At 69.3% G+C, this 22,064-nt stretch carries 20 protein-coding genes; 8 read left to right on the top strand and 12 right to left on the bottom strand.

Features of this window, described 5'->3' with window-relative positions:
• Positions 1–2: 2 nt before the first annotated feature.
• The 4 genes from ACWGSK_RS05980 to ACWGSK_RS05965 form a co-directional block, all read right to left on the bottom strand.
• Positions 3–1,337: a M16 family metallopeptidase gene (locus ACWGSK_RS05980; RefSeq protein WP_452455317.1), complete on the bottom strand. Its 1,335-nt coding sequence runs from the start codon at positions 1,335–1,337 to the stop codon at positions 3–5.
• A gap of 104 nt (positions 1,338–1,441) precedes the next feature.
• The gene (locus ACWGSK_RS05975) at positions 1,442–3,742 is read right to left on the bottom strand and encodes a polyribonucleotide nucleotidyltransferase (protein ID WP_358510184.1); all 2,301 of its coding nucleotides are present in this window, start codon (positions 3,740–3,742) and stop codon (positions 1,442–1,444) included.
• Between the two features lie 296 nt (positions 3,743–4,038).
• Positions 4,039–4,308: a 30S ribosomal protein S15 gene (rpsO, locus tag ACWGSK_RS05970; RefSeq protein WP_358510181.1), complete on the bottom strand. Its 270-nt coding sequence runs from the start codon at positions 4,306–4,308 to the stop codon at positions 4,039–4,041.
• 276 nt (positions 4,309–4,584) lie between these two features.
• Positions 4,585–5,547 (bottom strand): bifunctional riboflavin kinase/FAD synthetase, encoded by a 963-nt coding sequence (locus tag ACWGSK_RS05965; protein ID WP_452455316.1) that lies wholly within the window; start codon positions 5,545–5,547, stop codon positions 4,585–4,587.
• A gap of 275 nt (positions 5,548–5,822) precedes the next feature.
• Here ACWGSK_RS05965 and ACWGSK_RS05960 point away from each other — a divergent pair, with 275 nt between their 5' ends.
• On the top strand, positions 5,823–6,089 hold the full coding sequence (locus ACWGSK_RS05960) for a hypothetical protein (RefSeq protein WP_452455315.1): 267 nt from the start codon (positions 5,823–5,825) through the stop codon (positions 6,087–6,089).
• A gap of 18 nt (positions 6,090–6,107) precedes the next feature.
• Here ACWGSK_RS05960 and truB read toward each other — a convergent pair whose 3' ends face one another.
• The 7 genes from truB to rimP all read right to left on the bottom strand — a co-directional run bounded on the left by truB (position 6,108) and on the right by rimP (position 13,031).
• Positions 6,108–6,995, bottom strand: coding sequence for a tRNA pseudouridine(55) synthase TruB (gene truB / locus ACWGSK_RS05955; RefSeq protein ID WP_358510173.1), 888 nt, complete (start codon positions 6,993–6,995; stop codon positions 6,108–6,110).
• A gap of 60 nt (positions 6,996–7,055) precedes the next feature.
• Complete coding sequence (gene rbfA / locus ACWGSK_RS05950; RefSeq protein WP_358510170.1) at positions 7,056–7,493, bottom strand: 30S ribosome-binding factor RbfA; 438 nt, start codon at positions 7,491–7,493, stop codon at positions 7,056–7,058.
• 2 nt (positions 7,494–7,495) lie between these two features.
• Positions 7,496–7,792, bottom strand: a complete 297-nt coding sequence (locus ACWGSK_RS05945) for a DUF503 domain-containing protein (protein WP_358510168.1) — start codon at positions 7,790–7,792, stop codon at positions 7,496–7,498.
• Between the two features lie 86 nt (positions 7,793–7,878).
• Positions 7,879–10,947, bottom strand: a complete 3,069-nt coding sequence (gene infB / locus ACWGSK_RS05940; RefSeq protein WP_358510165.1) for a translation initiation factor IF-2 — start codon at positions 10,945–10,947, stop codon at positions 7,879–7,881.
• A gap of 232 nt (positions 10,948–11,179) precedes the next feature.
• Positions 11,180–11,473, bottom strand: coding sequence for a YlxR family protein (locus ACWGSK_RS05935; RefSeq protein WP_358510271.1), 294 nt, complete (start codon positions 11,471–11,473; stop codon positions 11,180–11,182).
• Positions 11,474–11,501: 28 nt separating this feature from the next.
• Positions 11,502–12,524, bottom strand: coding sequence for a transcription termination factor NusA (gene nusA, locus ACWGSK_RS05930; protein ID WP_358510162.1), 1,023 nt, complete (start codon positions 12,522–12,524; stop codon positions 11,502–11,504).
• A gap of 24 nt (positions 12,525–12,548) precedes the next feature.
• Complete coding sequence (rimP, locus tag ACWGSK_RS05925) at positions 12,549–13,031, bottom strand: ribosome maturation factor RimP (protein WP_358510159.1); 483 nt, start codon at positions 13,029–13,031, stop codon at positions 12,549–12,551.
• Positions 13,032–13,386: 355 nt separating this feature from the next.
• On the opposite strand from rimP, the gene ACWGSK_RS05920 reads away from it, so the two are divergent.
• On the top strand, positions 13,387–13,896 hold the full coding sequence (locus ACWGSK_RS05920) for a hypothetical protein (protein WP_452455314.1): 510 nt from the start codon (positions 13,387–13,389) through the stop codon (positions 13,894–13,896).
• Positions 13,897–13,925: 29 nt separating this feature from the next.
• Positions 13,926–14,372, top strand: coding sequence for a ferritin-like domain-containing protein (locus ACWGSK_RS05915; RefSeq protein ID WP_358510153.1), 447 nt, complete (start codon positions 13,926–13,928; stop codon positions 14,370–14,372).
• Positions 14,373–14,454: 82 nt separating this feature from the next.
• Here ACWGSK_RS05915 and ACWGSK_RS05910 read toward each other — a convergent pair whose 3' ends face one another.
• Positions 14,455–16,188 (bottom strand): proline--tRNA ligase, encoded by a 1,734-nt coding sequence (locus ACWGSK_RS05910; RefSeq protein ID WP_358510268.1) that lies wholly within the window; start codon positions 16,186–16,188, stop codon positions 14,455–14,457.
• Between the two features lie 177 nt (positions 16,189–16,365).
• On the opposite strand from ACWGSK_RS05910, the gene ACWGSK_RS05905 reads away from it, so the two are divergent.
• The 5 genes from ACWGSK_RS05905 (at position 16,366) to ACWGSK_RS05885 (ending at position 22,062) form a co-directional block, all read left to right on the top strand.
• On the top strand, positions 16,366–17,217 hold the full coding sequence (locus tag ACWGSK_RS05905) for a spermidine synthase (RefSeq protein ID WP_358510265.1): 852 nt from the start codon (positions 16,366–16,368) through the stop codon (positions 17,215–17,217).
• 63 nt (positions 17,218–17,280) lie between these two features.
• Positions 17,281–18,444 carry a pentapeptide repeat-containing protein gene (locus tag ACWGSK_RS05900; protein WP_452455313.1) on the top strand — a complete coding sequence of 388 codons (1,164 nt, stop codon included), beginning with the start codon at positions 17,281–17,283 and terminating at the stop codon, positions 18,442–18,444.
• A gap of 287 nt (positions 18,445–18,731) precedes the next feature.
• Positions 18,732–19,913, top strand: coding sequence for a sensor histidine kinase (locus ACWGSK_RS05895; RefSeq protein WP_452455312.1), 1,182 nt, complete (start codon positions 18,732–18,734; stop codon positions 19,911–19,913).
• Positions 19,910–20,584, top strand: a complete 675-nt coding sequence (locus tag ACWGSK_RS05890; protein WP_452455311.1) for a response regulator — start codon at positions 19,910–19,912, stop codon at positions 20,582–20,584. Before ACWGSK_RS05895 ends, ACWGSK_RS05890 begins: the two co-directional genes overlap by 4 nt.
• Positions 20,585–20,745: 161 nt before the next feature.
• Positions 20,746–22,062 carry a cytochrome ubiquinol oxidase subunit I gene (locus ACWGSK_RS05885; protein ID WP_358510141.1) on the top strand — a complete coding sequence of 439 codons (1,317 nt, stop codon included), beginning with the start codon at positions 20,746–20,748 and terminating at the stop codon, positions 22,060–22,062.
• Positions 22,063–22,064: the final 2 nt, after the last annotated feature.

Genomic DNA, 22,064 nt, shown 5'->3' with positions numbered 1-22,064 from the left:
ACTTAGAAGACCCGGTCCTTCTCGTAGGGGCCGATGACCGCGAGGGCGCGCGGGCGGTCGAACAACTCCGCGGCGACCGCGGCGACGTCGTCCAGGGTGACGGCGTCGTACCGGGCCAGGTCCTCGTCGATGGAGAAGTGGCGCGGCTGCACCAGTTCGTGGGAGAGCAGGCGGCCCATGCGCGCGTTGGTGCCCTCACTGCCGAGCACCATGGCGCCCTGGATCTGGCCCTTGGCGCGGGTCAGCTCCTCCGGCGTGATACCGCCGGCGGCGACCTTCGCGAGCTCCTCGCGGCACACACCGATGACCTCGTCGGCCTTCTCCGGCAGGCAGCCCGCGTAGAGCTGGAAGGCGCCGGTGTCGGCGTAGGCGATGTGGTAGGCGTGCACGGCGTAGGCCAGGCCGCGCTTCTCCCGCACCTCCTGGAAGAGCCGCGAGGACATGCCGCCGCCCAGCGCGGCGCTGAGCAGGCGCAGCGCGTGCCAGCGCGAGTCGGTACGGGTGATGCCCTCCGACCCCAGGATGATGTGCGCCTGTTCGGTCTCCCGCGACTGCACGACGGTTCCGTCGTAGGTGCGGACCGGGCCGCCGACACCGCGCGGACTCGACGGACGAGCGTCCCCGGCCGCGGCCAGACGCTCGGCGAAGATGGACCTGACCTGCTCCACGACCGCGTCGTGGTCGAGGCTGCCCGCGGCCGTCACGATGAGCTCGGAGGGCACGTAGGAGTCGCGGTACTGCTCGACGATGCGATCGCGCGGAAGGGCGTTGATCGTGTCGATGGTGCCCAGGATGGGACGACCCAGCGGGCTGTCACCGAAGAAGTGCTCGGCGAAGACGTCGTCCACCAGGTCGGAGGGCTCGTCCTCGTACATGGCGATCTCTTCGAGGATCACGCCGCGCTCGGTCTCCACCTCGCCCTCGTCCAGCACCGAGTTCGCGACCATGTCCCCGACCACGTCCACCGCCAGCGGCAGGTCACGGTCGAGCACCTTCGCGTAGTAGCAGGTGTGTTCCTTGGTGGTGTAGGCGTTGTGGTCGGCCCCCACCCCGTCCAACAGCGCGGAGATCTCCAGCGCCGAACGGGTGTGGGTTCCCTTGAACAGCAGGTGTTCCAGGAAGTGCGCCGAACCCGCGTGCGCGGAGTCCTCGTCACGGGACCCGGTGGTGGCGGAGATGCCGAAGGCCGCGGAACGACCCCCGGGGATGTGCTCGGTGACCACACGCAGACCGCCGGGCAACACCGTCCGACGCGCCAGACCGGAACCGCCATCGGGCTCCAGCAGCGTGACGGTCGTGCCCGGCTCCTGCTCCGCGGCGGTGGGGACAGAACTCATGCAACCTTCTTCTTCGCGTCGAAACGTCCGGATGAGCATACGTACGACCGCGGGGCGGCCGCATCATCGAAGACGCGACCGCCCCGCGGAGGGGTGAGACTCGATCAGGTGTTCTCGGAACGCCCGCCCGAGCTACGACGACGGCGACGACGCGGGGCGCCCTCGCCCTTGTCCTCGTCGGACTTGTCGTCGTCCGGGGCGGAGTCCTCGGAGGGACCCTCGTTCTTGGCGGCCTCGGCCTCGACCACCTCGACCGGGACCAGGGACAGCTTGCCACGGTCGTCGATCTCGCGGATCTCGACCTGGATCTTCTCGCCGATGCTGATCACGTCGTCGAGGTTCTCGATCCGCTGGCCACCGTGCAGCTTACGGATCTGCGAGATGTGCAGCAGACCGTCCTTGCCGGGCAGCAGCGACACGAACGCACCGAAGGCGGTCGTCTTGACGACGGTACCCAGGTAGCGGTCGCCGACCTCGGGCATGGTCGGGTTGGCGATCTGGTTGATCGTGTCCCGGGCCGCCTCGGCGGAGGGGCCGTCGACGGCACCGATGTAGATGGTGCCGTCGTCCTCGATCGTGATGTCGGCGCCGGTGTCGTCCTGGATCGAGTTGATCATCTTGCCCTTCGGGCCGATGACCTCGCCGATCTTCTCCACCGGGACCCTCACCGTGAGGATCCGCGGAGCGTTCGGGCTCATCTCCGCCGGGCTCTCGATGGCCTCCTGCATGACGTCCAGGATGGCCAGACGGGCACCGCGGGCCTGCTGCAGGGCCAGGGCCAACTGCTCGGCGGGGATACCGTCGAGCTTGGTGTCCAGCTGCAGGGCGGTGATGAGGTCACGGGTACCGGCGACCTTGAAGTCCATGTCGCCGAAGGCGTCCTCGGCACCGAGAATGTCGGTCAGCGTGACGAACTGGTCGCCCTCACTGATCAGACCCATGGCGATGCCCGACACCATCTCCTTGAGGGGCACGCCGGCCGCCATCAGGGACATGGTGGAGGCGCAGACCGAACCCATCGAGGTGGAACCGTTGGAGCCGAGGGCCTCGGAGACCTGACGGATCGCGTACGGGAACTCCTCGCGGGAGGGCAGAACCGGCAGCAGGGCCCGCTCGGCCAGGGCGCCGTGCCCGATCTCGCGCCGCTTGGGCGAGCCCACCCGACCGGTCTCACCGGTGGAGTAGGGCGGGAAGTTGTAGTTGTGCATGTAGCGCTTGGTCTTGTCCGGGTTGAGCGTGTCAACCGTCTGTTCCATGCGCAGCATGTTCAGCGTGGTCACACCCATGATCTGGGTCTCACCGCGCTCGAAGAGGGCCGAGCCGTGCACGCGCGGCAGGATGCCCACCTCGGCGCTCAGCTGACGGATGTCCTTGGGGCCACGACCGTCGATGCGGACCTGGTCGCGCAGCACGCGCTCGCGCATGAGCTGCTTGCTCAGGCTGCGGAAGGCGGCGCCGAGCTCCTTCTCACGACCCTCGAAGGTCTCGGCCAGCTTCGCGACGGCCGATTCCTTGACCTTGTCGAGCTCGCCCTCGCGCTCCTGCTTGTCGGCGATGGTGAGCGCCTTGGCCAGGTCCTCGCGGACCGCGCCCTCGACGGCGGCGTAGACGTCGTCCTCGTAGTCGAGGAAGATCGGGAAGTCGCCCTGCTCACGGCTGGCCTGGTCGGCGACGGCCTGCTGGGCCTTGCACAGCACCTTGATGAAGGGCTTGGCGGCTTCGAGCCCCTCGGCGATGGTCTGCTCGTTGGGGCCGACGGCCCCTTCGGCGACCAGCTTCAGGGTGCGGGTGGTGGACTCGGCCTCGACCATCATGATCGCGACGTCACCGTCCTCCATCACACGGCCGGCGACGACCATGTCGAAGGTGGCGTTCTCCAGCTCGGAGTGGGTGGGGAAACCGACCCACTGGCCATCGATCAGGGCGACGCGCACGCCGCCGATCGGGCCGGAGAAGGGCAGCCCGGCGATCTGCGTGGACATCGAGGCCGCGTTGATGGCGACGACGTCGTACAGGTGCTCGGGGTGCAGGGCCAGGATCGTCTCGACGATCTGGATCTCGTTGCGCAGGCCCTTCTTGAAGGACGGACGCAGCGGCCGGTCGATGAGACGGCAGGTGAGGATGGCGTCCTCGGAGGGACGTCCCTCACGACGGAAGAACGAGCCGGGGATACGTCCGGCGGCGTACATCCGCTCCTCGACGTCCACCGTCAGCGGGAAGAAGTCGAGGTTCTCCTTGGGGCGCTTCGAGGCGGTGGTGGCCGACAGGATGACGGTCTCGTCGTCCAGGTAGACCGTGGACGAACCGGCGGCCTGACGGGCCAGACGGCCGGTCTCGAAGCGGATGGTGCGCGAGCCGAACTTGCCGTTGTCGATCACGGCTTCGGCAGAGTAAACGCCCTCCATGGGCGACCTCCTGATACACGGTCGGGACGCGTCGTCATCCGGGCGATGCCCAGAGGAATCGACGCCTACGTTCTCTCCCGCGTCGTGCCCCGGAGGTGATGCCGGCCGGTCATCGATCGAAGCCCGCGGCCCGTCGTACAGACAGGGCCCGAAGGCCACTACCGAGGACCGACCCCTGTTGGACCGGGGGAACGGCACGGGTGTGGTTCATGGTGCGGCGGTCGCGATCGACCGCCACTCCGGTTACACCTTACTAACAAAGAGGGAGCGGCCGAGGCCACTCCCTCCCGATTCACCTAGCGGCGGAGACCCAGGCGCTCGATCAGCGAGCGGTAGCGGGTGATGTCCTCCTTGGCGAGGTACTTCAGGAGACCGCGACGACGGCCGACCATCAGCAGCAGACCACGACGGCTGTGGTGGTCGTGCTTGTGGGTCTTGAGGTGCTCGGTGAGCTCGGTGATGCGGTGCGTGAGCAGCGCGATCTGCACCTCGGGGGAGCCGGTGTCACCTTCCTTGGTGCCGTACTCCGCGATGATCCTCTTCTTGCTGTCGGTGTCGATCGACACGACGCTCCTTCGCTCATGGTTCGGTACGCGGGGCGAACCCCGGCACGTGACAGGGGTCGGACACGGTGACCGCGCGTACGAACAGTCACCGTCGCGTGTGCTGTGCGCGGCAGGGCGCCGATGGCGTGACCCTGCCGCGTTCCCGTCGGTTCCATCGCCCCTTTGGGGACGGACCGGCCACGGGCACACGTGAACGTTTTCAGCTTACCGCAGTTCAGAGGGCGATCGGCCCGCGTCGGCGGTGATACCGGACTCTCCGGAGGTCAGGGGTCCGGGTCAAGGGGTGTGGTCGACCTCGGCGGTGAGGACCTCACGACAGCGGTCCACGTCCCGCCGCATCGCCACGATCAACTCGTCGATGTCGTCGAACCGTTCCTGCCCACGGATACGCGCGGTGAAGTCCACGACCATCGTCAGCCCGTACAGCTCCAGGTCGTCGCGGTCCAGCGCGTAGGCCTCCACCGTACGTTCGGCCCCGTCGAAGGTGGGGTTGGTGCCCACCGAGATGGCGGCGGGCCAACGCGTCTCGTGACCGGTGGCGGGTTCCAGGCGGCCGAGCCACCCCGCGTAGACACCGTCACCGGGCACCGCGGTGTCCGGTGGCAGGTCCATGTTGGCCGTGGGGAAGCCCAGGAGCTCCCGCCCGCGGGCCGCTCCGTGCACGATCTCTCCGATGACCCGGTGCGGGCGGCCCAGGAGCGCCGCGGCGCCGGCCACGTCGCCCTCGGCGAGGAGCCCGCGGATCCGGGTGGAGGTGATGGTCTCGCCCTCGGCCACCAGTTTCACCCCGTCCGCGCCGAACCCGAACTCCTCGCCCAGACGGGCCAGGGCGGCCACGTCGCCGGCGGCCCGATGCCCGAACCGGAAGTCCTCCCCCACCACCACGGCGACCGCTCCGAGACGGTCGACGAGGATCCGGCGGACGAACTCCTCGGGGCTCAGCGCGGAGAGTTCCTTGGTGAAGGGCAGCACGCACACCGCGTCGGCGCCCCGCTCCCCCAACAGTTCGACGCGGCGGTCCACCGGGGTGAGCACCGCGGGGGTACGGCCGCGCAGCACGTGTTCGGGGTGCGGATCGAAGGTGACCACGACCACCGGTAGGCCCAGATCGCGCCCATGGGCGACGGCGGAGGCCAAGATGGCCTGGTGGCCGCGATGCACACCGTCGAAGACACCGATCGCCACCACGGAGCGTCCCCGATCGGTGGGAATGTCGCCCAGCCCGTCCCATCTCCGCACGTTCGGCTCCCCTTGCTCATCGAGATGTGATCCGGTCTCAAGCGTGCCATGGAGCCGGGGCGTGTTCCGCCACGCGGTCGGTGTGGGCCACCACACCGGCTCTGCCCCACGCGTTCCCCGAAATTCGACGCGGAACTTTCGAATAATCCGCACACAGCGAGTGACGGATTACTATCTTCACCCATGTGAGCAATACATCGACATCGACCCTCAACGGAGAAACCACCTGGTCGCGCACCGAACACGACGGTGGCATGCCGGGTAGCATAAGTGGCATGAGTGATGCTACTCAGAAGTATTCGATCACCATGCCCAGAGACATCGCCGAGCGGGCACGCTCCCGGAGTGGACCATCCGGTCTGTCCTCTTACGTTGCCGCGGCTGTGGCCAGGCAGCTTGAACGGGACAATCTCAACGACCTCATCGAAGAGATGCTGTGTGCCACGGCGTTGGCGTCTCCCGGACCGGTCACCATCTTCACTTCGGATCCTGACGACCTACGGAAGCTCTGTGGGGACAGAGCAACCGTCATCAAGATCTGAGGCAATCCTGAAGACCGGTCAGGCCGGTGCGAAGACGACGATCGGCTTCATGTGGCCGGGGCGGTTCTCGCCCAGTGCCACCACTGTGCCGTCCGGGGCGAACAGGCCCACGGGGCCCTCTCCCAGAGTGCTCTCACCGATGCGGTTGCCGTGCCGGATCGCGCGGGTCTCGGCCTCGTCCAGGGTGCGCACCGGGAACGCCGCCGCCACCGCCCGGGCCAGCGGAACCTGGGTGAACTCCTTGGCGAGTTCGTCCAGGGTGCGGGCCTGGGACAGGTCGTAGGGACCCACGCGAGTACGGCGCAGGGCGCAGAGGTGGCCGCCCACTCCCAGGTCCACACCCATGTCGCGGGCCAGCGAGCGGATGTAGGTGCCGCTGGAGCAGGTGACGACCGCGTCCACGTCGACGAACCCGCCATCGGGATCCGCCACGCGACGGATGTCGGTCACCTGGAACTCGGACACGGTGACCTCGCGAGCCTTGAGGGCCACTTCCTTGCCCTCGCGAGCCGACTTGTAGGCGCGCTTACCGTCCACCTTGATCGCACTGACCTGTGGTGGAACCTGTGAGATGACGCCGGTCAGCTTCGCGACGGCCGCTCGGATCGCGTCGTCGGTGACGGCGGAGGCGTCGATGCGCGCACCGGGCTCGCCCTCGGCGTCGTCGGTGTTGGTGACCAGGCCCAACCGGATGGTCGCCTCGTAGGTCTTCTCGGTCAGGGTCAGGTGGCCGAGAAGTTTGGTGCCCTTCTCGATCCCCAGCACCAGCACCCCGGTGGCCATCGGGTCCAGGGTGCCCGCGTGCCCCACACGTCGGGTGCGCGCCAGACCACGGGTCTTGGCGACCACGTCGTGCGAGGTCCAGTCCGCGGGCTTGTCAACGACCACGACGCCGCTCTCGGCCATGGTGCTCCTTCGAGGGAAGAAAGGGGGCGGGACGGCGACCGACGCCGCCGTCCCGGGTGGTCACTCGTCCTCGTCGTCCTCACGAGGGACCTTGTACGGGTCGGCCTCGCCCGCGGGCTTGGCTTCGGTGGCCCGCTGGGCCACCTCCTCGTCGGACTGACGCGCCTTGACCAGCAGTTCCTCGATGTGCTGGGCGTTCTCCTGCACGTCGTCGAGGACGAAGGCCAGGCTCGGCGTGTGCCGGATACCGGTCTGTTTGCCGACCTCGCTACGGATCACGCCCTTGGCGCTCTCCAGTGCGGCCGCGCTGGCCGCCTTTTCCTCGGGGGAACCGAACACCGTGTAGTACACCGTGGCGTCCCGCAGGTCAGCGGTGATGCGGGCGTCGGTCACGGTCACGAATCCCAGGCGCGGGTCCTTGATCCGCCGGTCCAGCATCTCGGCGACGATGCGCTGGATCCGGTCGGCGATCTTGCGCGCGCGTGCTGCGTCGACCATCGTCAGTCTTCCTCTTCGTTGAAGAGCCGCTGCCTGGCGGACAGCAGCTCCAGTTCGGGACGGCCCGCGACGAAACGCTCGCAGGTGTCCATCTGGTCCCTGGCATGGGCGGCCGTGGGAGCGACCACCGCGACACCGATCTTCGCCCGACGGTAGAGGTCTTGATCGCCCACCTCCGACACCGACACCGAGAACTTTCGGCGCAGCTCGGCGATGACCGGCCGGACCATCGAACGCTTCTGTTTGAGCGAGTGGACGTCTCCAAGGAGCACGTCCAGCGTCAACGCCCCAACGTACAAGTGATCACCTGTGGTGTTGTGTGAGCCGGCAAAGGCGGGGCCCCGGACACGATGGTCCGGGGCCCCAGGCGGATCAGTCCACACGACTAGTCGCGGGGCTTCTCCTTCATCTCGTAGGTCTCGATGACGTCCCCGACCCGGATGTCGCTGTAACCGACACCGATACCGCACTCGAAGCCCTCACGGACCTCGGTCGCGTCGTCCTTGAAGCGTCGGAGCGAATCGACGTTGAGGTTGTCGGAGATGACGACCCCATCGCGGATGAGACGCGCCTTGCCGTTGCGGCGGATGAGACCGCTGCGGACGATCGAACCGGCGATGTTGCCGATCTTGGGCACCTTGAAGACCTCGCGGATCTCGGCGCTGCCGAGCTGGACCTCCTCGTAGATGGGCTTGAGGAGACCCTTGACCGCGGCTTCGACCTCGTCGATGGCCTGGTAGATGACCGAGTAGTACCGGATGTCGACACCCATGCGGTCCGCCAGCTCGCTGTTCTTGCCCTCGGGCCGAACGTTGAAGCCGACGATGATCGCGTCCGCGGACGACGCCAGGTTGATGTCGTTCTGGGTGATCGCACCGACACCGCGACCGATGATCCGGATGCCGACCTCGTCGCCACCGGCGTCGATCTTGAGCAGCGACTCCTCCAGCGCCTCGACGGAACCGGACATGTCGCCCTTGATGAGGAGGAGCAGCTCGGAGCGCTCGCCCTCCTTGATGGCGGACTGCCAGTTGTCGAGGGTGACCCGACGGGCCGACTTCGCCTGCTGGGCGAAGCGCTCGCGCGCCTCACGCTGCTGGGCGATCTGCCGCGCCACCCGGTCGTCCTTGACGACCAGGAAGTTGTCACCGGCGCTGGGCACGTTGGTCAGACCCAGGACCTGGACCGGACGCGACGGCTCGGCCGTCTCCACGCTCTTGCCGTGCTCGTCGAGCATGGCGCGAACGCGGCCGTAGGCGTCACCACAGACGATGGAGTCACCGACGTTGAGCGTGCCTCGCTGGACCAGCACCGTGGCCATGGAACCGCGACCGCGGTCCAGGTAGGCCTCGATGGCCAGACCCTGAGCGTCCATGTCCGGGTTCGCCTGCAGGTCGAGCGCGGCGTCGGAGGTCAGGACGATCGATTCGAGCAGCGTGTCGATGTTCTCGCCCTTGAGCGCGGAGATGTCCACGAACTGGACGTCGCCGCCGTACTCCTCGGCCACCAGGCCGTACTCGGTCATCTGGGCACGCACCCGCTGCGGGTCTGCGCCCTCGACGTCGATCTTGTTGACCGCGACGACGATCGGGACCTCGGCCGCCTTGGCGTGGTCGATGGCCTCGGCCGTCTGCGGCTTGACGCCGTCGTCGGCCGCCACGACCAGCACCGCGATGTCGGTGACCTTCGCACCACGGGCACGCATGGCGGTGAACGCCTCGTGACCAGGGGTGTCGATGAAGGTGAGCTTGCGCTCCTCACCGTCCACGTGGGTGGAGACCTGGTAGGCACCGATGTGCTGGGTGATTCCGCCGGCCTCGCCACTGGAGACGTTGGTCTTGCGGATGGTGTCCAGCAGTCGGGTCTTACCGTGGTCGACGTGACCCATGACGGTGACCACCGGCGGGCGCGGACGAAGTTCGGCGGTGCCGCCCTCGTTCTCGCCGAACTCGATGGAGAAGGACTCCAGGAGCTCGCGGTCCTCGTCCTCGGGGCTGACGACCTCGACCTTGTAGTTGAGCTCTTCACCGAGCAACTGCAGGGTCTCGTCGGGCAGCGACTGGGTCGCGGTGACCATCTCACCCAGGTGCATCATGACCTGGACGAGCGACGCCGGGTTGACGTCGATCTTGTCGCCGAAGTCCGACAGCGAGGCGCCACGGGACAGTCGGATCGACTGACCGTTGCCGCTCGGGATCTTGACGCCACCGAAGGACGGTGCCGCAAGGTCGTGGAACTCCTGACGCCGCTGCTTCTTGGACTTGCGCGCACGCCCGGGACGACCGCCCGGACGACCGAACGCACCGGCCGTTCCGCCACCGCGGCCACGGCCGCCGCCACCGGGACGACCACCGAAACCACCGGGACGCGGACCGCCGCCGCCACCGGGACGCGCGCCCGCCGGGGCGCCGCCCCGACCGCGACCGCCGCCACCGGGACGACCACCGCCGCCACCACGACCGCCGCCCGCGGGCGCGGCCGGACGGGACGAGGGCATGTTCATCGGGCTGGGACGCGGGCCACCGGGACGCGGAGCGCCACCGCCGCCACCGGGGCGCGGAGCACCCGCGGCACCACCCGGACGCGGGGCGCCGGGAGCGCCACCGGGACGCGGAGCACGGTCGCCGCCACCGGGACGCGGGGCACGATCACCCTGCGGGCCGGGGCGCGGGGCACGGTCGCCCTGCGGGCCGGGACGCGGGCCCGGACGGGGACCGCCCGGACGCGGAGCGCCGCCGCCACCCTGCGGGCCGGGACGCGGACCCGGACGCGGAGCGCCGCCGCCACCGGGACGCGGGGCCGGCTTGGAGCCCATGCCGGAGGCGTTGGACGCGAACGGGTTGTTGCCCGGACGCGGGCCCGGACGGGGACCGCCCGGACGCGGAGCGCGGCCGCCGTCACGGCCACCACGCTCACCGCCGCGCTCGCCACCACGCTCACCGCCGCGCTGCGGCCGGTCGCCGCCACGCTGCTGAGAGCCCGCGGCCGGCTTCGGACCCGGCTTCGGCGCGTCGCCGCGCGGGGTCTTGGGCGCCGGCTTGGGGCCGGGCTTGGGCGCGGCCTCGAAAGTCGGCGCCGCGGGCTTGTCGACCGGGGCGGACGGCTTCTCGGCGACCGGCTTGTCCGTCTCCGCCTTGGCGACCGGAGCCGCGGGCTTGGCGGCCGGAGCCGGAGCCGGCTTCGGACCCGGCTTGGGCGCGGGCCCCGGCTTGGGAGCCGCGGGGCGCGCGGAGGCACCGGCGGAGGGCTTGGGGGCCGGCTTGGGAGCCGATCCACCCTTCTTGCCACCGTCGGAGCCATCGTTGAAAGCTTCTTGAAGGCGTCGAACGACGGGGGCCTCTATCGTGGAGGACGCCGAACGAACGAATTCGCCCATCTCGTTGAGCTTGGCCAGCACGGCCTTGCTCTCTACACCGAACTCCTTAGCGAGTTCGTATACCCGGACCTTCGCCACTACTCTCCTTCAGCTTCGGTCCGGGACAGGGGCTTGTGCCGGACCGTCGTTAGCTTGAGTTACTCATCGCTGCGTACTCATCAGGCGCTCATCGCAATCTCGACCTGCTTCCTCATCGCTACACAACAATGGGCCGGCTCATGCGTGCCGACACGGCACAGCACGCCGACCTCGGTCCCTACAACCTCGAGGTCGGCCCAGACATTCCAACCCTATCCGGATAGCGGCGCGCTCAGCCACGTGGGGCGTCGTCGAACAACGACGCCACACGTGAGACGTCCCACCGAGTGGGACCTCCTCCGCTCCGGTTCCGGAAGGCGCGTGACCACGCCCTTCGGCGCTCCGCTAGTTCGAAGCACCTGCGGTCGTGGTGCAGATAGGCTCCGCGCCCCGGACGTCGACCTCGGGTGTCGGGCGTGATGGCCGTGCCCTCGGCCACCAGCCGCACGAGGTCGGACTGGACTGTCCGCGACCGACAACCCACGCACGTTCGCACGGGACGGTCAGGACCGTCTTCGGCCACCATATCGTGTCGAGGCATGGTCGCGACCCGTTCAGCCGGTCGAAGCGGTGTCGTCGGTGTCCTCGACGGGGTCACCGGCCTCTTCTTCGAGGGGTCGGGCGGGCTCCGCGTCGGAGCGGATGTCGATGCGCCATCCGGTCAAACGCGCGGCCAGTCGGGCGTTCTGGCCCTCCTTGCCGATGGCGAGCGACTGCTGGTAGTCGGGAACGACGACGCGTGCCACACGCGCGGCCATGTCGAGGATCTCCACCGAGTTGACCCGTGCCGGGGACAGCGCGTTGGCGACGAACACGGCGGGGTCCTCGGAGTAGTCGACGATGTCGATCTTCTCCCCGTGGAGTTCGGCCATGACGTTGCGAACGCGGCTGCCCAGCGGACCGATGCAGGCACCCTTGGCGTTGACGCCGCCCCGGTTGGAGCTGACCGCCATCTTGGTACGGTGACCGGCCTCACGGGCGATGGCCGCGATCTCGACGGTGCCGTCGGCGATCTCGGGCACCTCCAACTCGAAGAGCTTGCGCACCAGGTTGGGGTGGGTACGCGACAGGGTCACCGAGGGACCGCGCAGGCCCTTGCGGACCTGGACCACGTAGGCGCGCAGGCGCTCACCGTGGGTGTAGTTCTCGGTGGGGACCTGCTCCTGCGGGGGCAGGATCGCCTCGATCTTGCCGAGGTCGACCAGGACGTTGCGCGGGTCCTTGCCCTGCTGGATGATGCCCGACACGATGTCGTGCTCGCGGCCGGCGAATTCGCCCAGGGTCAGTTCGTCCTCGGCGTCGCGCAGCCGCTGCAGGATCACCTGCTTGGCGGTGGAGGTGGCGATGCGACCGAACCCGGTGGGGGTCCCGTCGAACTCGCCGACGACCACACCCTCCTCGTCGGTCTCGGTCACCCAAACGATGACGTGGCCGGTGGAACGGTTCAGTTCCACTCGTGCCTTCTTCTCAGGGCCCTCCTCGCGGTGGTACGCGATCAGGAGTGCGTCTTCGATCGCCTTGGCGACCAGTTCGACGGCGATGTCCTTCTCGCGCTCCAGGCTGCGAAGGACGCTCATGTCAATGTCCACGGGGCTCCCCCTCTAGTCCGCCGCGTCGGTGTCGGCTTCGCGACGGAATTCCACCTGGACCTTGGCCTTGGCGATCTTGTCGTAGGCCAGAGTGCGGGACCGACCCTTGACGTCCAGGGTCACGCCCTGGTCGTCGGACTCGGTCACGCGTCCGGTGAGGTCCCCGCCCTCGACGAGGTTCACCTTCACCAGGCGACCGCGAGAGCGGCGCCAGTGGCGGGGCATCGTCAGCGGACGGTCGACCCCTGGCGAGGTGACCTCCAGGACGTAGGGCGTCTCACCCATGACGTCGGAGGCGTCCAGCGCCTCGTTGACGTCCTGGCTGATCTCGCCGACCAGGTCCAGGTCGACCCCGTTGTCGGAGTCCACGACCACGCGCAGCACTCGACGTTTGCCCGCCGGTGTCAGCTCGACGGCCTCCAGATCCAGTCCGGCCTTGGCCAGGACCGGTTCCAGCAGCTCGGCGATGCGCTCTTCCCGCGCCTGCGCTCCCATGCGTGTCAGCCCCTCAAAACGGCGAAATCCCGCCCGCTCGGCCGTGAGCCGTTGAACGGGGCGGTCCAGCTCTGTACGTAGTCTTCTTCCACTTTCGCGTCGGACGCGAAAGCGCCGCACGTCGCGCACGACGGCGGTTGTCGTGCAAGGGTATCCACTCCCGGGCCTCCTCCAGGTCGCCTCGCTCCTCGGGGCGTGCCTTCGGGTGTGAACGGGGGCCCCTCGCCCCTTTCCCGCGAGGGGGAGCGACCCGGCCTCGGTGCCTCGACCGGCGTGGAAAGATGGGTCCCGACCGCCGCTCGACGGCGGGGGCCGTCGACACCGCCCCGGACGCGGGGCAGGGGGAGGAGACCGCGTGCAGGGGAACGTCAGCCGCCGCACTGTGCTGGGCGTCACGGCGACAGGTGTCGTGGCGGCGGGCGCCGTGGCCGGTCTGAGCGGGTGCGGCACGGCCGACTGGTATCCCTACGACGTGACCCCGGACGTGTCCGTCCTGCGCTCCCTGATCCGGGAGAAGGAGCGGACGGTGGCCCGGTACGAACAGGCGTTGGCCGACGGTGTGGGCCCCGGTGACCTGTTGGAGGGGTTCCAGGAACACCACCTGGCCCACCTGGACGCGTTGTTGGAGGCCCTGCCCGAGGGGGTGGGCCCGTCCGCGGAACCGGAGGAGCCCGAGGGGTCGGGCGGGACGGAGACCGATCCCGGTCCGTCCCTGGACACCGCGGGGCTACGGCTGGTCGAGGTCGCGGCCTCGTCGTCGCGTCTGGACCAGGCGGCGGCCGTGACCGACCCGGGGCTGGCCCAGCTGGTGAGCGCGATCGGCGCCTGTGAGGCCGTGCACGCCCATCTGCTGGACGAGGCCTGAGGGCCCATCGACATAGGCGAGGTAGTCAGGTGAGCGAGACCCCCACCCCGAGCGAGGGCACCGACCCCACGGCCGAAGCCCTGGCGGAGGCGCTGCGCGCCGAGCACGCGGCGGTGTACGGGTTCGAGTTCGTCGGCGGTGCCGCCGGTGACGAGGGACGGCGCGAGCGAGCGTCCACGGCCGCCATGGAGCACAAGGCGCTGCGGGACGCGCTGCGCGACGCCGCCGTCGAACGCGACCTGGAGGCGCCGCCCGCCCTGCCCTCGTACCCGATCCCGGAAGGGCGCGACGGGGACGGCATGGACACGTTCGCGGCCGGACTGGAGGGGGCCACGATGGAGGCGTACCTGTGGTTGACCTCCTCCGGTGACACCGACCTGCGCGTCACCGCCGCGCGGGCCCTGCAGGAGGCGACGCTGCGCTCACTGCAATGGGGCGCCGAACCCGACGCCTTCCCCGGCTTCGAGAGACCCTAGTACCGCGTGGACACAGGTGAGAGGGGCTCCCGTGCGCAGCCGCGGGAGCCCCTCTTCGTGTTCGATTCCCCGTGTCGACGTCCTACTCGGCGCAGGCGGCGACGGTGCGGTCGACGATCTCCTCGATCGGGACGTCGGAACGCTCACCGCTCTTGCGGTCGCGCAGCTCGACCACACCGTCCTTGAGTCCACGGCCCACGATGATCGTGGTGGGGATGCCCACCAGCTCGGCGTCGGTGAACTTCACACCCGGGGCGGCCTTGCGGTCGTCCACGAGCACGCGCAGGCCCTTGGCCTGCAGTTCCCGACCGATGCGCAGCGCCTCGGGGACCTCATCGCCCTTGCCGGTGCCGACGACGTGCACGTCGGCGGGGGCGATCTCACGCGGCCACACGATGCCCTTGTCGTCGTGGGACTGCTCGACGATGGAGGCCACCGCGCGGGAGACACCGATGCCGTAGGAGCCCATCGTGATGCGCTTGGGCTTGCCGTCCGGGCCCAGGGCGTCCACCTGGAAGGCGTCGGCGTACTTGCGGCCCAACTGGAAGATGTGGCCGATCTCGATGCCGCGCGCGGTGTACAGCGTGCCCTTCCCGTCCGGGGAGGGGTCGCCGTCGCGCACGTCGGCGACGTCGATGGTGCCGTCCGGGGTGAAGTCGCGCCCCGCCACCAGGTCGACGACGTGGTGGTCGGCCTCGTCGGCGCCGGTCACCCAGGCGGTACCGGTGGCCACGCGCGGGTCGACCAGGTAACGGACCTTGTTGTCGATCAGGGCCTTGGGGCCGATGTAGCCCTTGACCAGGAACGGGTTGGCGGCGAAGTCGGCCTCGTCGAGGATCTCCACCTCGGCGGGCTCCAGCGCCGCTTCCAGCCGCTTGAAATCGACCTCACGGTCACCGGGAACGCCGACGGCCAGCAGCTCCCACTCCTTGGCACCGGGGACACGAGTCTTGACCAGGACGTTCTTGAGGGTGTCGGCCTCGCTGAAGTCGCGGCCCAGGCCCGCCTCGTTCAGGAAGTCCACCAGGGTCTGGATGGTGGCGGTCGCCGGTGTGTGGTGGACCTTCGCCTCGGGCAGCCCGTCCAGGGGCAGCGCCTCGGGGGCGGGGACCCTCACGGCCTCGACGTTGGCGGCGTAGTCGGACCCGGTGCTGCGCACGAAGGTGTCCTCGCCGGTGGGCGCGACCGCCAGGAACTCCTCGGAGGCGGAGCCGCCCATGGCGCCGGAGGTCGCCGAGACGATGACGTACTCCAGGCCGAGCCGTTCGAAGATCCGGATGTAGGCGGCGCGGTGCTTGTCGTAGGACTCCTGGAGTCCCTCGTCGTCGATGTCGAAGGAATAGGAGTCCTTCATGTGGAACTCGCGGCCGCGCAGGACGCCGGCGCGGGGACGCGCCTCGTCGCGGAACTTCTCCTGGATCTGGTACAGGACGACCGGGAAGTCCTTGTAGGAGGAGTACTCGCCCTTGACCAGGAGGGTGAAGAGCTCCTCGTGGGTGGGACCGAGCAGGTAGTCGGCGCCCTTGCGGTCCTTGAGCCGGAAGAGGGTGTCGCCGTACTCCTCCCAGCGGCCGGTGGCCTCGTAGTACTCCCTGGGCAGCAGGGCGGGGAGCAGGACCTCCTGGCCGCCCATGGCGTTCATCTCCTCGCGGACCACGCGGGAGACGTTCTCCAGGACGAGCTTGCCCAAGGGCAGCCAGCTGTAGACGCCGGGGGCGGCCCGACGAACGTAGCCGGCGCGCACGAGCAGCTTGTGGCTCGGCACCTCGGCGTCCGCCGGGTCCTCACGCAGGGTGCGCAGGAACAGGTTCGACATCCGCAGTAGCACGGCCACTCCTCGGTGAACGCGCCCGGAGAGTCCGGGCGCGATGATCGGAAAAACGTTGGGGGGACCCAGGCTAGCGCCCCGAAGAGGGGATTCGCGCGTCGGTTCCGAAGGGGCCCGCGGTACGCCTACCTTGGAGTGATCTCCACGGCAGAACAGGACGAGGACATGGGCCGACGTGTGCGTGACAGGGTCGAGGCCGAAGAGGAGGTCTCCGTCGTTCCCGGGGTGGACCTGCTCGCCGACGCGGACCGACCGAACTCGTGGTTCCTCCTGGTGGAGGGCACCCCACAATCGCACGTGGACCTGTCCGACCCCGCCTATCTGGACTTCTCGTACGTGCGACGGATCGCGCACGCGGTCGACCTGGTGGCGCCCGAGGGCGAGGCCGTCGACGCGCTGCACTTGGGCGCCGGCGCGCTCACCGTGGCCCGGTACGTGGCGCACACCCGCTCGGGTTCCAACCAACGCGCGGTGGACGTGGACGCGGCCCTGGTGGAAATGGTGCGGCGCCGGCTGCCCTGGGACCGGCGCGCGCGGCTACGGGTGGGCATCGGTGACGCGCGCGAGTGGATCGGCGCCCGGCACGACTCCAGCGCCGACCTGGTGGTGGCGGACGTGTTCGCGGGAGCGCGGACCCCGGCGCGGTTGACGTCCGCGGAGTTCTACGCCGAGGCGGCCCGCGTGCTGCGACCCGACGGATTCCTGGTGGTCAACGTCGGTGACGGTTACGCGCTGAAGCACACCCGGGCGCAGGTGGCGACGGTGCGTTCGGTGTTGCCGCACGTGGTGATGTCCGCGGAGCCGGGGGTGTTGCGCGGCCGAAGGTTCGGCAACCTGGTGCTGGTGGCGGGCCATCGTCCCCTGCCAGAGGAGGAGTTGGGTCGCGCGGCGCACCGTGATCCCGAGATGGCGCGGCTGGTCGCCGGCGAGGACCTGGACCGGTTCACCTCCGGGTACGCCTCGGTCCACGACACCGACGCGGTGGACTCCCCCGCCCCGCCCGTGGACCTGTTCTGACCACCCTGACCGAACACGGACATAATCCCGCAGACGTACCGAGGATCTCCTAGTGTCTTCGGCATGCCCATCCCCCGCCCCGTCAAGGGCGCCCAAGAGAGCGAACCCGACCACACCTGGGAGGGCCGCCCGCCCCGGTTGTGGCTGCACATCGCCGTGACCTGGACGGTCACCGCTCTTTGCGTGGGAGTGCTCATTCTGGGCGCACTGTGGTTCCTCGGCTTCCCCGAGATAGCCCGACCGGACACACTGTCGTTGCGCGCCTTCGAGGGCGTGGTGATCCGCGCGTTCGCCATCATGGCCGGGCTCAGCGGTATCGCGTTGCTGGTGATCGCCTACCACCGGCAGCGCAACAACAACCTGGAGAACCTGCGGGCGCTCCGAGCAGCAGAGCGCGACGGGGTCAAGCTGTTCAACGACCGGTTCACCGGCGCCTACACCGAACTGGGCAACGAGCAGGCCGCGGCGCGGCTCGGCGCGGTGCACGCGCTGGCGCACCTGGCCGACGACGCGCCCACCCCCGAACTGCGCCAGATGTGCATCAACGTGCTGTGCTCCTACCTGCGCATGCCGCACGCCCCCGTGCCGGAGGGAGACGAGGTCGGCACGGCCGCGCGCCAGGAGTACGAGGCGTTCCGAGAGGTGCGGTTCAGCATCATCCGGGTCATCGGAGACCGACTGCGCGACGAGCACTCCTCCTGGCAGGGTCACCGCTTCGACCTCTCCAACGTGGTCTTCGACGGCGGCAGCCTGCGCGGGGTGCACCTCATCGGCGGCAAGCTGATCTTCGATCGTTCGGTGTTCGGCGAAGGGGAGATGGACTTCCGCTACTCACGAGTCTCCGGAGCCGGGGTGACCTTCCGTGGGGCACGGTTCACCGGCGGCACGGTCAACTTCCGGCACGTGCGCTTCGAGGGTCCCCTCACCGACTTCCACAAGGCCGAGTTCTCGGGCGCGCGGGTCCTGCTCCATAACACGCGGATCGCTCCGGAGACGATGACGTTCACCAGGGCCGGCTTCACCGGTGGACGGGTGGAGTTCCGATCGGAGGGCGAGGGCGGGGAACCCGCGCTCGGGGACCCACCGAACGGGCTGCTCGACGCCGTGGCCGCGGGGGCACCCGGGGTGGTGCGCCTACCGGAGCCCTGGACCGGACCGACTGCGGGGCGGCCCACCGGCTCCCAAGGACCGGCGGCCGGAGAGGACGCCTCCCTTCACGCCCGGTGAGGAATCTGTTCCAGAAAATGACCGGAAGCGGACATCCGGCCCCTTCCGGTCCGGCGAACCCCTAACTTTGTGCGGAGCGCGCCTTTTCCCCAGCGCCCTCCGGGCCGTGGACACACCCCCCTTGTCCCGCCCGGAGGACTTCCGGTCGTCCGGTCCCCGTTCACACCCGGGGACCGGGCGGCCGTCTTCGGTTCCAGGCCGCTACTCCCCCGGGCGTAGTTCCGACCCCCGAGGTCCCTCCCCCGGGATGACGCGATCCCGGAGGGGCGCACCGTACCGTCGGGATCGTGGCAGCACGAACCCTTCCCCGTCCCACCCGCACCGATCTGTGGATCACGGCCATCCTGTTGGCCCTGTCCGTGATCAGTCCCGCGGGCATCGAGGCCTTCGACCCGGTCCCCGGTGACCGGCCCGCCTGGCCCTGGGGTTACGCGCTGATCCTGGTGGCCTGTCTGCCGCTGCTGTGGCGCACGGCCTTCCCTCGCCTGGTCGCCGTCGTCTCGGTGGTGGCCGCCACGATCTACTACCCGTTGGGCTACCCCGACGGCCTGGTCATGTTGTGCACCGCGGTCATGCTCTACAGCGTGGTGCGGTGGGGCCACCGTGTCTTCGGTTGGATCCTGGGCATCGGCCAATTCCTCGCGGTCAACATCTACGAACTCGTCCTGACCGGCACCTTCCGCCCGGAGGCCGTCGGAATCGTGGCCTGGGTCCTGGTCCTGCTGTGCGTGGCCGAGGTCCTGCGTTGGCGAGCCGAGTACCAAAGGGCCGACCGGGAACGGGAACAGGAGGCGAGCCGCACCCGTGAGGAGGAACTGCTGCGCCGCGCCTCCGAGGAACGCCTCCGGTTGGCACGCGACGTGCACGACACCGTCGCCCACAACATCTCCCTCATCAACGTGCAGGCCGGCACCGCCCTGTACCTGATGGAGAGCCGGCCCGAGCGCGCCGCCGACGCGCTCACCACCATCAAGCAGACCAGCAAGGACACCCTCACCGAGCTGCGCGCCATGCTCGGGGTGCTGCGGGCCGTGGACGAGGCGGCCCCGCGCTCGCCCGCCCCCGGCCTGGACCGGGTGTCGGACCTCGTCGAGGGCGCGAGGGGCACGGGCCTGGAGGTCTTGGTGGAGACCGAGGGCGACGAACGGCGGCTCCCCCAAGGGGTCGAGGGTGTCGCCTACCGGGCCCTGCAGGAATCCCTCACCAACGTCGTCCGGCACGCGCACGCCGAGAAGGCCGTGGTGCGTATCGGCTACGGGTCGACGGAACTGTCGCTGGAGATCACCGACGACGGGCATGGGACGGTGGGACCACCGGCCACCGGCAACGGGATCACGGGAATGCGCGAACGCGCCGCCCTCGTGGGTGGTTCGGTGGACGCCGGTCCGCTGGAGGGTGGAGGATTCCGGGTGCGGGTGCGACTACCGGTGGACGCCGGGCCCGTTGGGAAACGGGGTGGACAAGAGTGATCCGGGTTCTGCTCGCCGATGACCAGGCGCTGGTCCGGGCCGGTTTCAGGGCGCTGCTCGACAGCGCGGACGACATCGAGGTGGTCGCGGAGGCCGCCGACGGGGAGGAGGCGGTCCGGCTGGCACTGGCCGAGCGCCCCGACGTGATCCTGATGGACATCAGGATGCCGGGGATGGACGGTCTGGCCGCCACCGAGCGCATCCTCGGCGAACCGGCACTGAGCGAGACTCGCGTTGTCATCCTCACCACGTTCGACCTGGACGAGTACATCTTCGACGCGCTGCGCGCCGGGGCCGGTGGGTTCCTGGTCAAGGACACCGAACCGCGCGACCTGCTACAGGCGGTCCGGGTGGTGCACGAGGGGGAGGCGCTGCTGTCCCCCGGCATCACGCGCAGACTGATCGCGGACTTCGCGAGCCGCCCGTCGAAGACCCCGGCCTCCTCGACCCGCCTCAACGGGCTCACCGCCCGCGAACGAGAGGTGTTGGCCCTGGTCGGGCAGGGGCTCTCCAACGACGAGATCGCCCGGGAGCTGGTGCTGAGTCCGGCCACCGCCAAGACCCACGTCAGTCGCACCATGGTCAAGCTCGGGGTGCGCGACCGCGCCCAGCTGGTGGTGGTGGCCTACGAGACCGCCCTGGTCGTCCCCGGCCGACCCCGGGAGTCCTGAGGGTCGGCTCGGGGATGTCCCGTACGCCCGCGGATGTAGCGGGGGGACGTCCGATACACCCCCGGAAGCGGGGCGGATGACGCCCCCGGGACGATGTGCGGGACCGGACCCGCGACGGATGCTTCTGCTGTCCCCACCGACGAGAGCAGAAGGTCGCGACCGTGTTCGAAGATCCCCTCATCCTGATGCGACTACAGTTCGGACTCACCGCCGCGACGCACTACATGTTCGTGGCCCTGACCCTCGGTCTGGCCCCCTACATCCTCTTCACCCAGTTGGTCGCGACGCTGCGCGGTGACCGTTCCCGGATGACCGCCGTGCGGTTCTGGGGCGGCCTGTACGTGGTCAACTACGGCATGGGCGTGCTCTCCGGCCTCGTGATGGAACTACAGCTGGCGTTGAACTGGAGCGGGCTGCAGGAGACGTTCGGCTACAGTTTCGCGGCCCCGTTGGCGATCGAGACGATGACGGCGTTCTTCGTCGAGTCGACCTTCCTGGGGCTGTGGATCTTCGGCTGGGACCGGATGGGCCGTTGGGCGCACCTGTTCTGCTTCCTGGTGGTCACCGCCACCGCGTTCTCGTCCGCCTGGTGGGTGCTGGTCTCCAACGGATTCCTGCGCCACCCGGTCGGGTTCGAGATGGTGGACGGGATCGCGCACATGAGCGATCCGGTCGCGATGCTCACCAACCCGGCCGCGCTCTTCGCCTTCGCGCACGTCGTCACCGGAGCGTTGACCCTCGGCGCCCTGGTGGTGGGCGCGGTCTGCGCCCACCACCTGATGCGCGGCCGGGACGACGAGGGTGTCTTCCGTCGGGGGATCGGTTACTCGGCGATCATGATGTGCGTCATGCCGTTCCTGGTGGTGACCTTCGGTGGCATGCAGTTCCAGATCTTCGACGTGGACCCGCCCACCAGTGGGCTGACCTACACCTCCGAACAGATCGAGACGATCGAGACCGCCGGACAGAGCTCCTTCGTCTCGGCCGTCAACACGGCCGGGGACGTCGTCATGATGACCTCCTGGGCGCTCATGTTCTTCGGCGGCCCGCTCATGGTGCTGGTGTTCCCCCTGTTCTCGGAGCGGCGCGGCGCCCTGGGCCGGATGCTGCGGTTGGCACCCGGGTCACAACTGTTCGCCGGCCGCCCCGCCTGGTGGATCCGCTGGTCCCTGGCGCCCCTCCTGGTCGCACCCGTCCTGCCGTACCTGGCGAGCGTGGGCGGCTGGGTGTTCCGAGAGACCAACCGTCAGCCCTGGGTGGTGGTGCACCACCTGACGACCGCCGACGCGGTGACGCCCATGTCCCCCGGTACCGCCGTGGTCTCGTTCACGCTCTTCACCGTCGCCTTCGCCGTCCTGGCCACGGTCACGTACTGGCTCCTGATCCGCTATGGCCGGCGCGGCCCGGAGGGCGGTCCCCTCGCCGAGCGCCGCGAGGTGGAACCCGTGGAGTCCGCTCCCCCCATCCACACTTTCTGACC

The organism is Nocardiopsis sp. NPDC055551, from assembly GCF_053619415.1.
The sequence above is the reverse complement of the archived record's forward strand: the minus strand, read 5'-3'. Positions and strand labels throughout refer to the sequence as shown.

What these genes read in the sequence shown, in the direction of transcription:
- ACWGSK_RS05980 (WP_452455317.1), bottom strand. Translation starts at nt 1,337, where the DNA reads ATGAGTTCTGTCCCCACCGCCGCGGAGCAGGAGCCGGGCACGACCGTC.
- ACWGSK_RS05975 (WP_358510184.1), bottom strand. Translation starts at nt 3,742, where the DNA reads ATGGAGGGCGTTTACTCTGCCGAAGCCGTGATCGACAACGGCAAGTTC.
- rimP (WP_358510159.1), bottom strand. Translation starts at nt 13,031, where the DNA reads ATGGGAGCGCAGGCGCGGGAAGAGCGCATCGCCGAGCTGCTGGAACCG.
- truB (WP_358510173.1), bottom strand. Translation starts at nt 6,995, where the DNA reads ATGGCCGAGAGCGGCGTCGTGGTCGTTGACAAGCCCGCGGACTGGACC.
- ACWGSK_RS05960 (WP_452455315.1), top strand. Translation starts at nt 5,823, where the DNA reads ATGAGTGATGCTACTCAGAAGTATTCGATCACCATGCCCAGAGACATC.
- nusA (WP_358510162.1), bottom strand. Translation starts at nt 12,524, where the DNA reads ATGAGCGTCCTTCGCAGCCTGGAGCGCGAGAAGGACATCGCCGTCGAA.
- ACWGSK_RS05900 (WP_452455313.1), top strand. Translation starts at nt 17,281, where the DNA reads ATGCCCATCCCCCGCCCCGTCAAGGGCGCCCAAGAGAGCGAACCCGAC.
- ACWGSK_RS05910 (WP_358510268.1), bottom strand. Translation starts at nt 16,188, where the DNA reads ATGTCGAACCTGTTCCTGCGCACCCTGCGTGAGGACCCGGCGGACGCC.
- rbfA (WP_358510170.1), bottom strand. Translation starts at nt 7,493, where the DNA reads ATGGTCGACGCAGCACGCGCGCGCAAGATCGCCGACCGGATCCAGCGC.
- ACWGSK_RS05905 (WP_358510265.1), top strand. Translation starts at nt 16,366, where the DNA reads ATGGGCCGACGTGTGCGTGACAGGGTCGAGGCCGAAGAGGAGGTCTCC.
- ACWGSK_RS05935 (WP_358510271.1), bottom strand. Translation starts at nt 11,473, where the DNA reads ATGGTGGCCGAAGACGGTCCTGACCGTCCCGTGCGAACGTGCGTGGGT.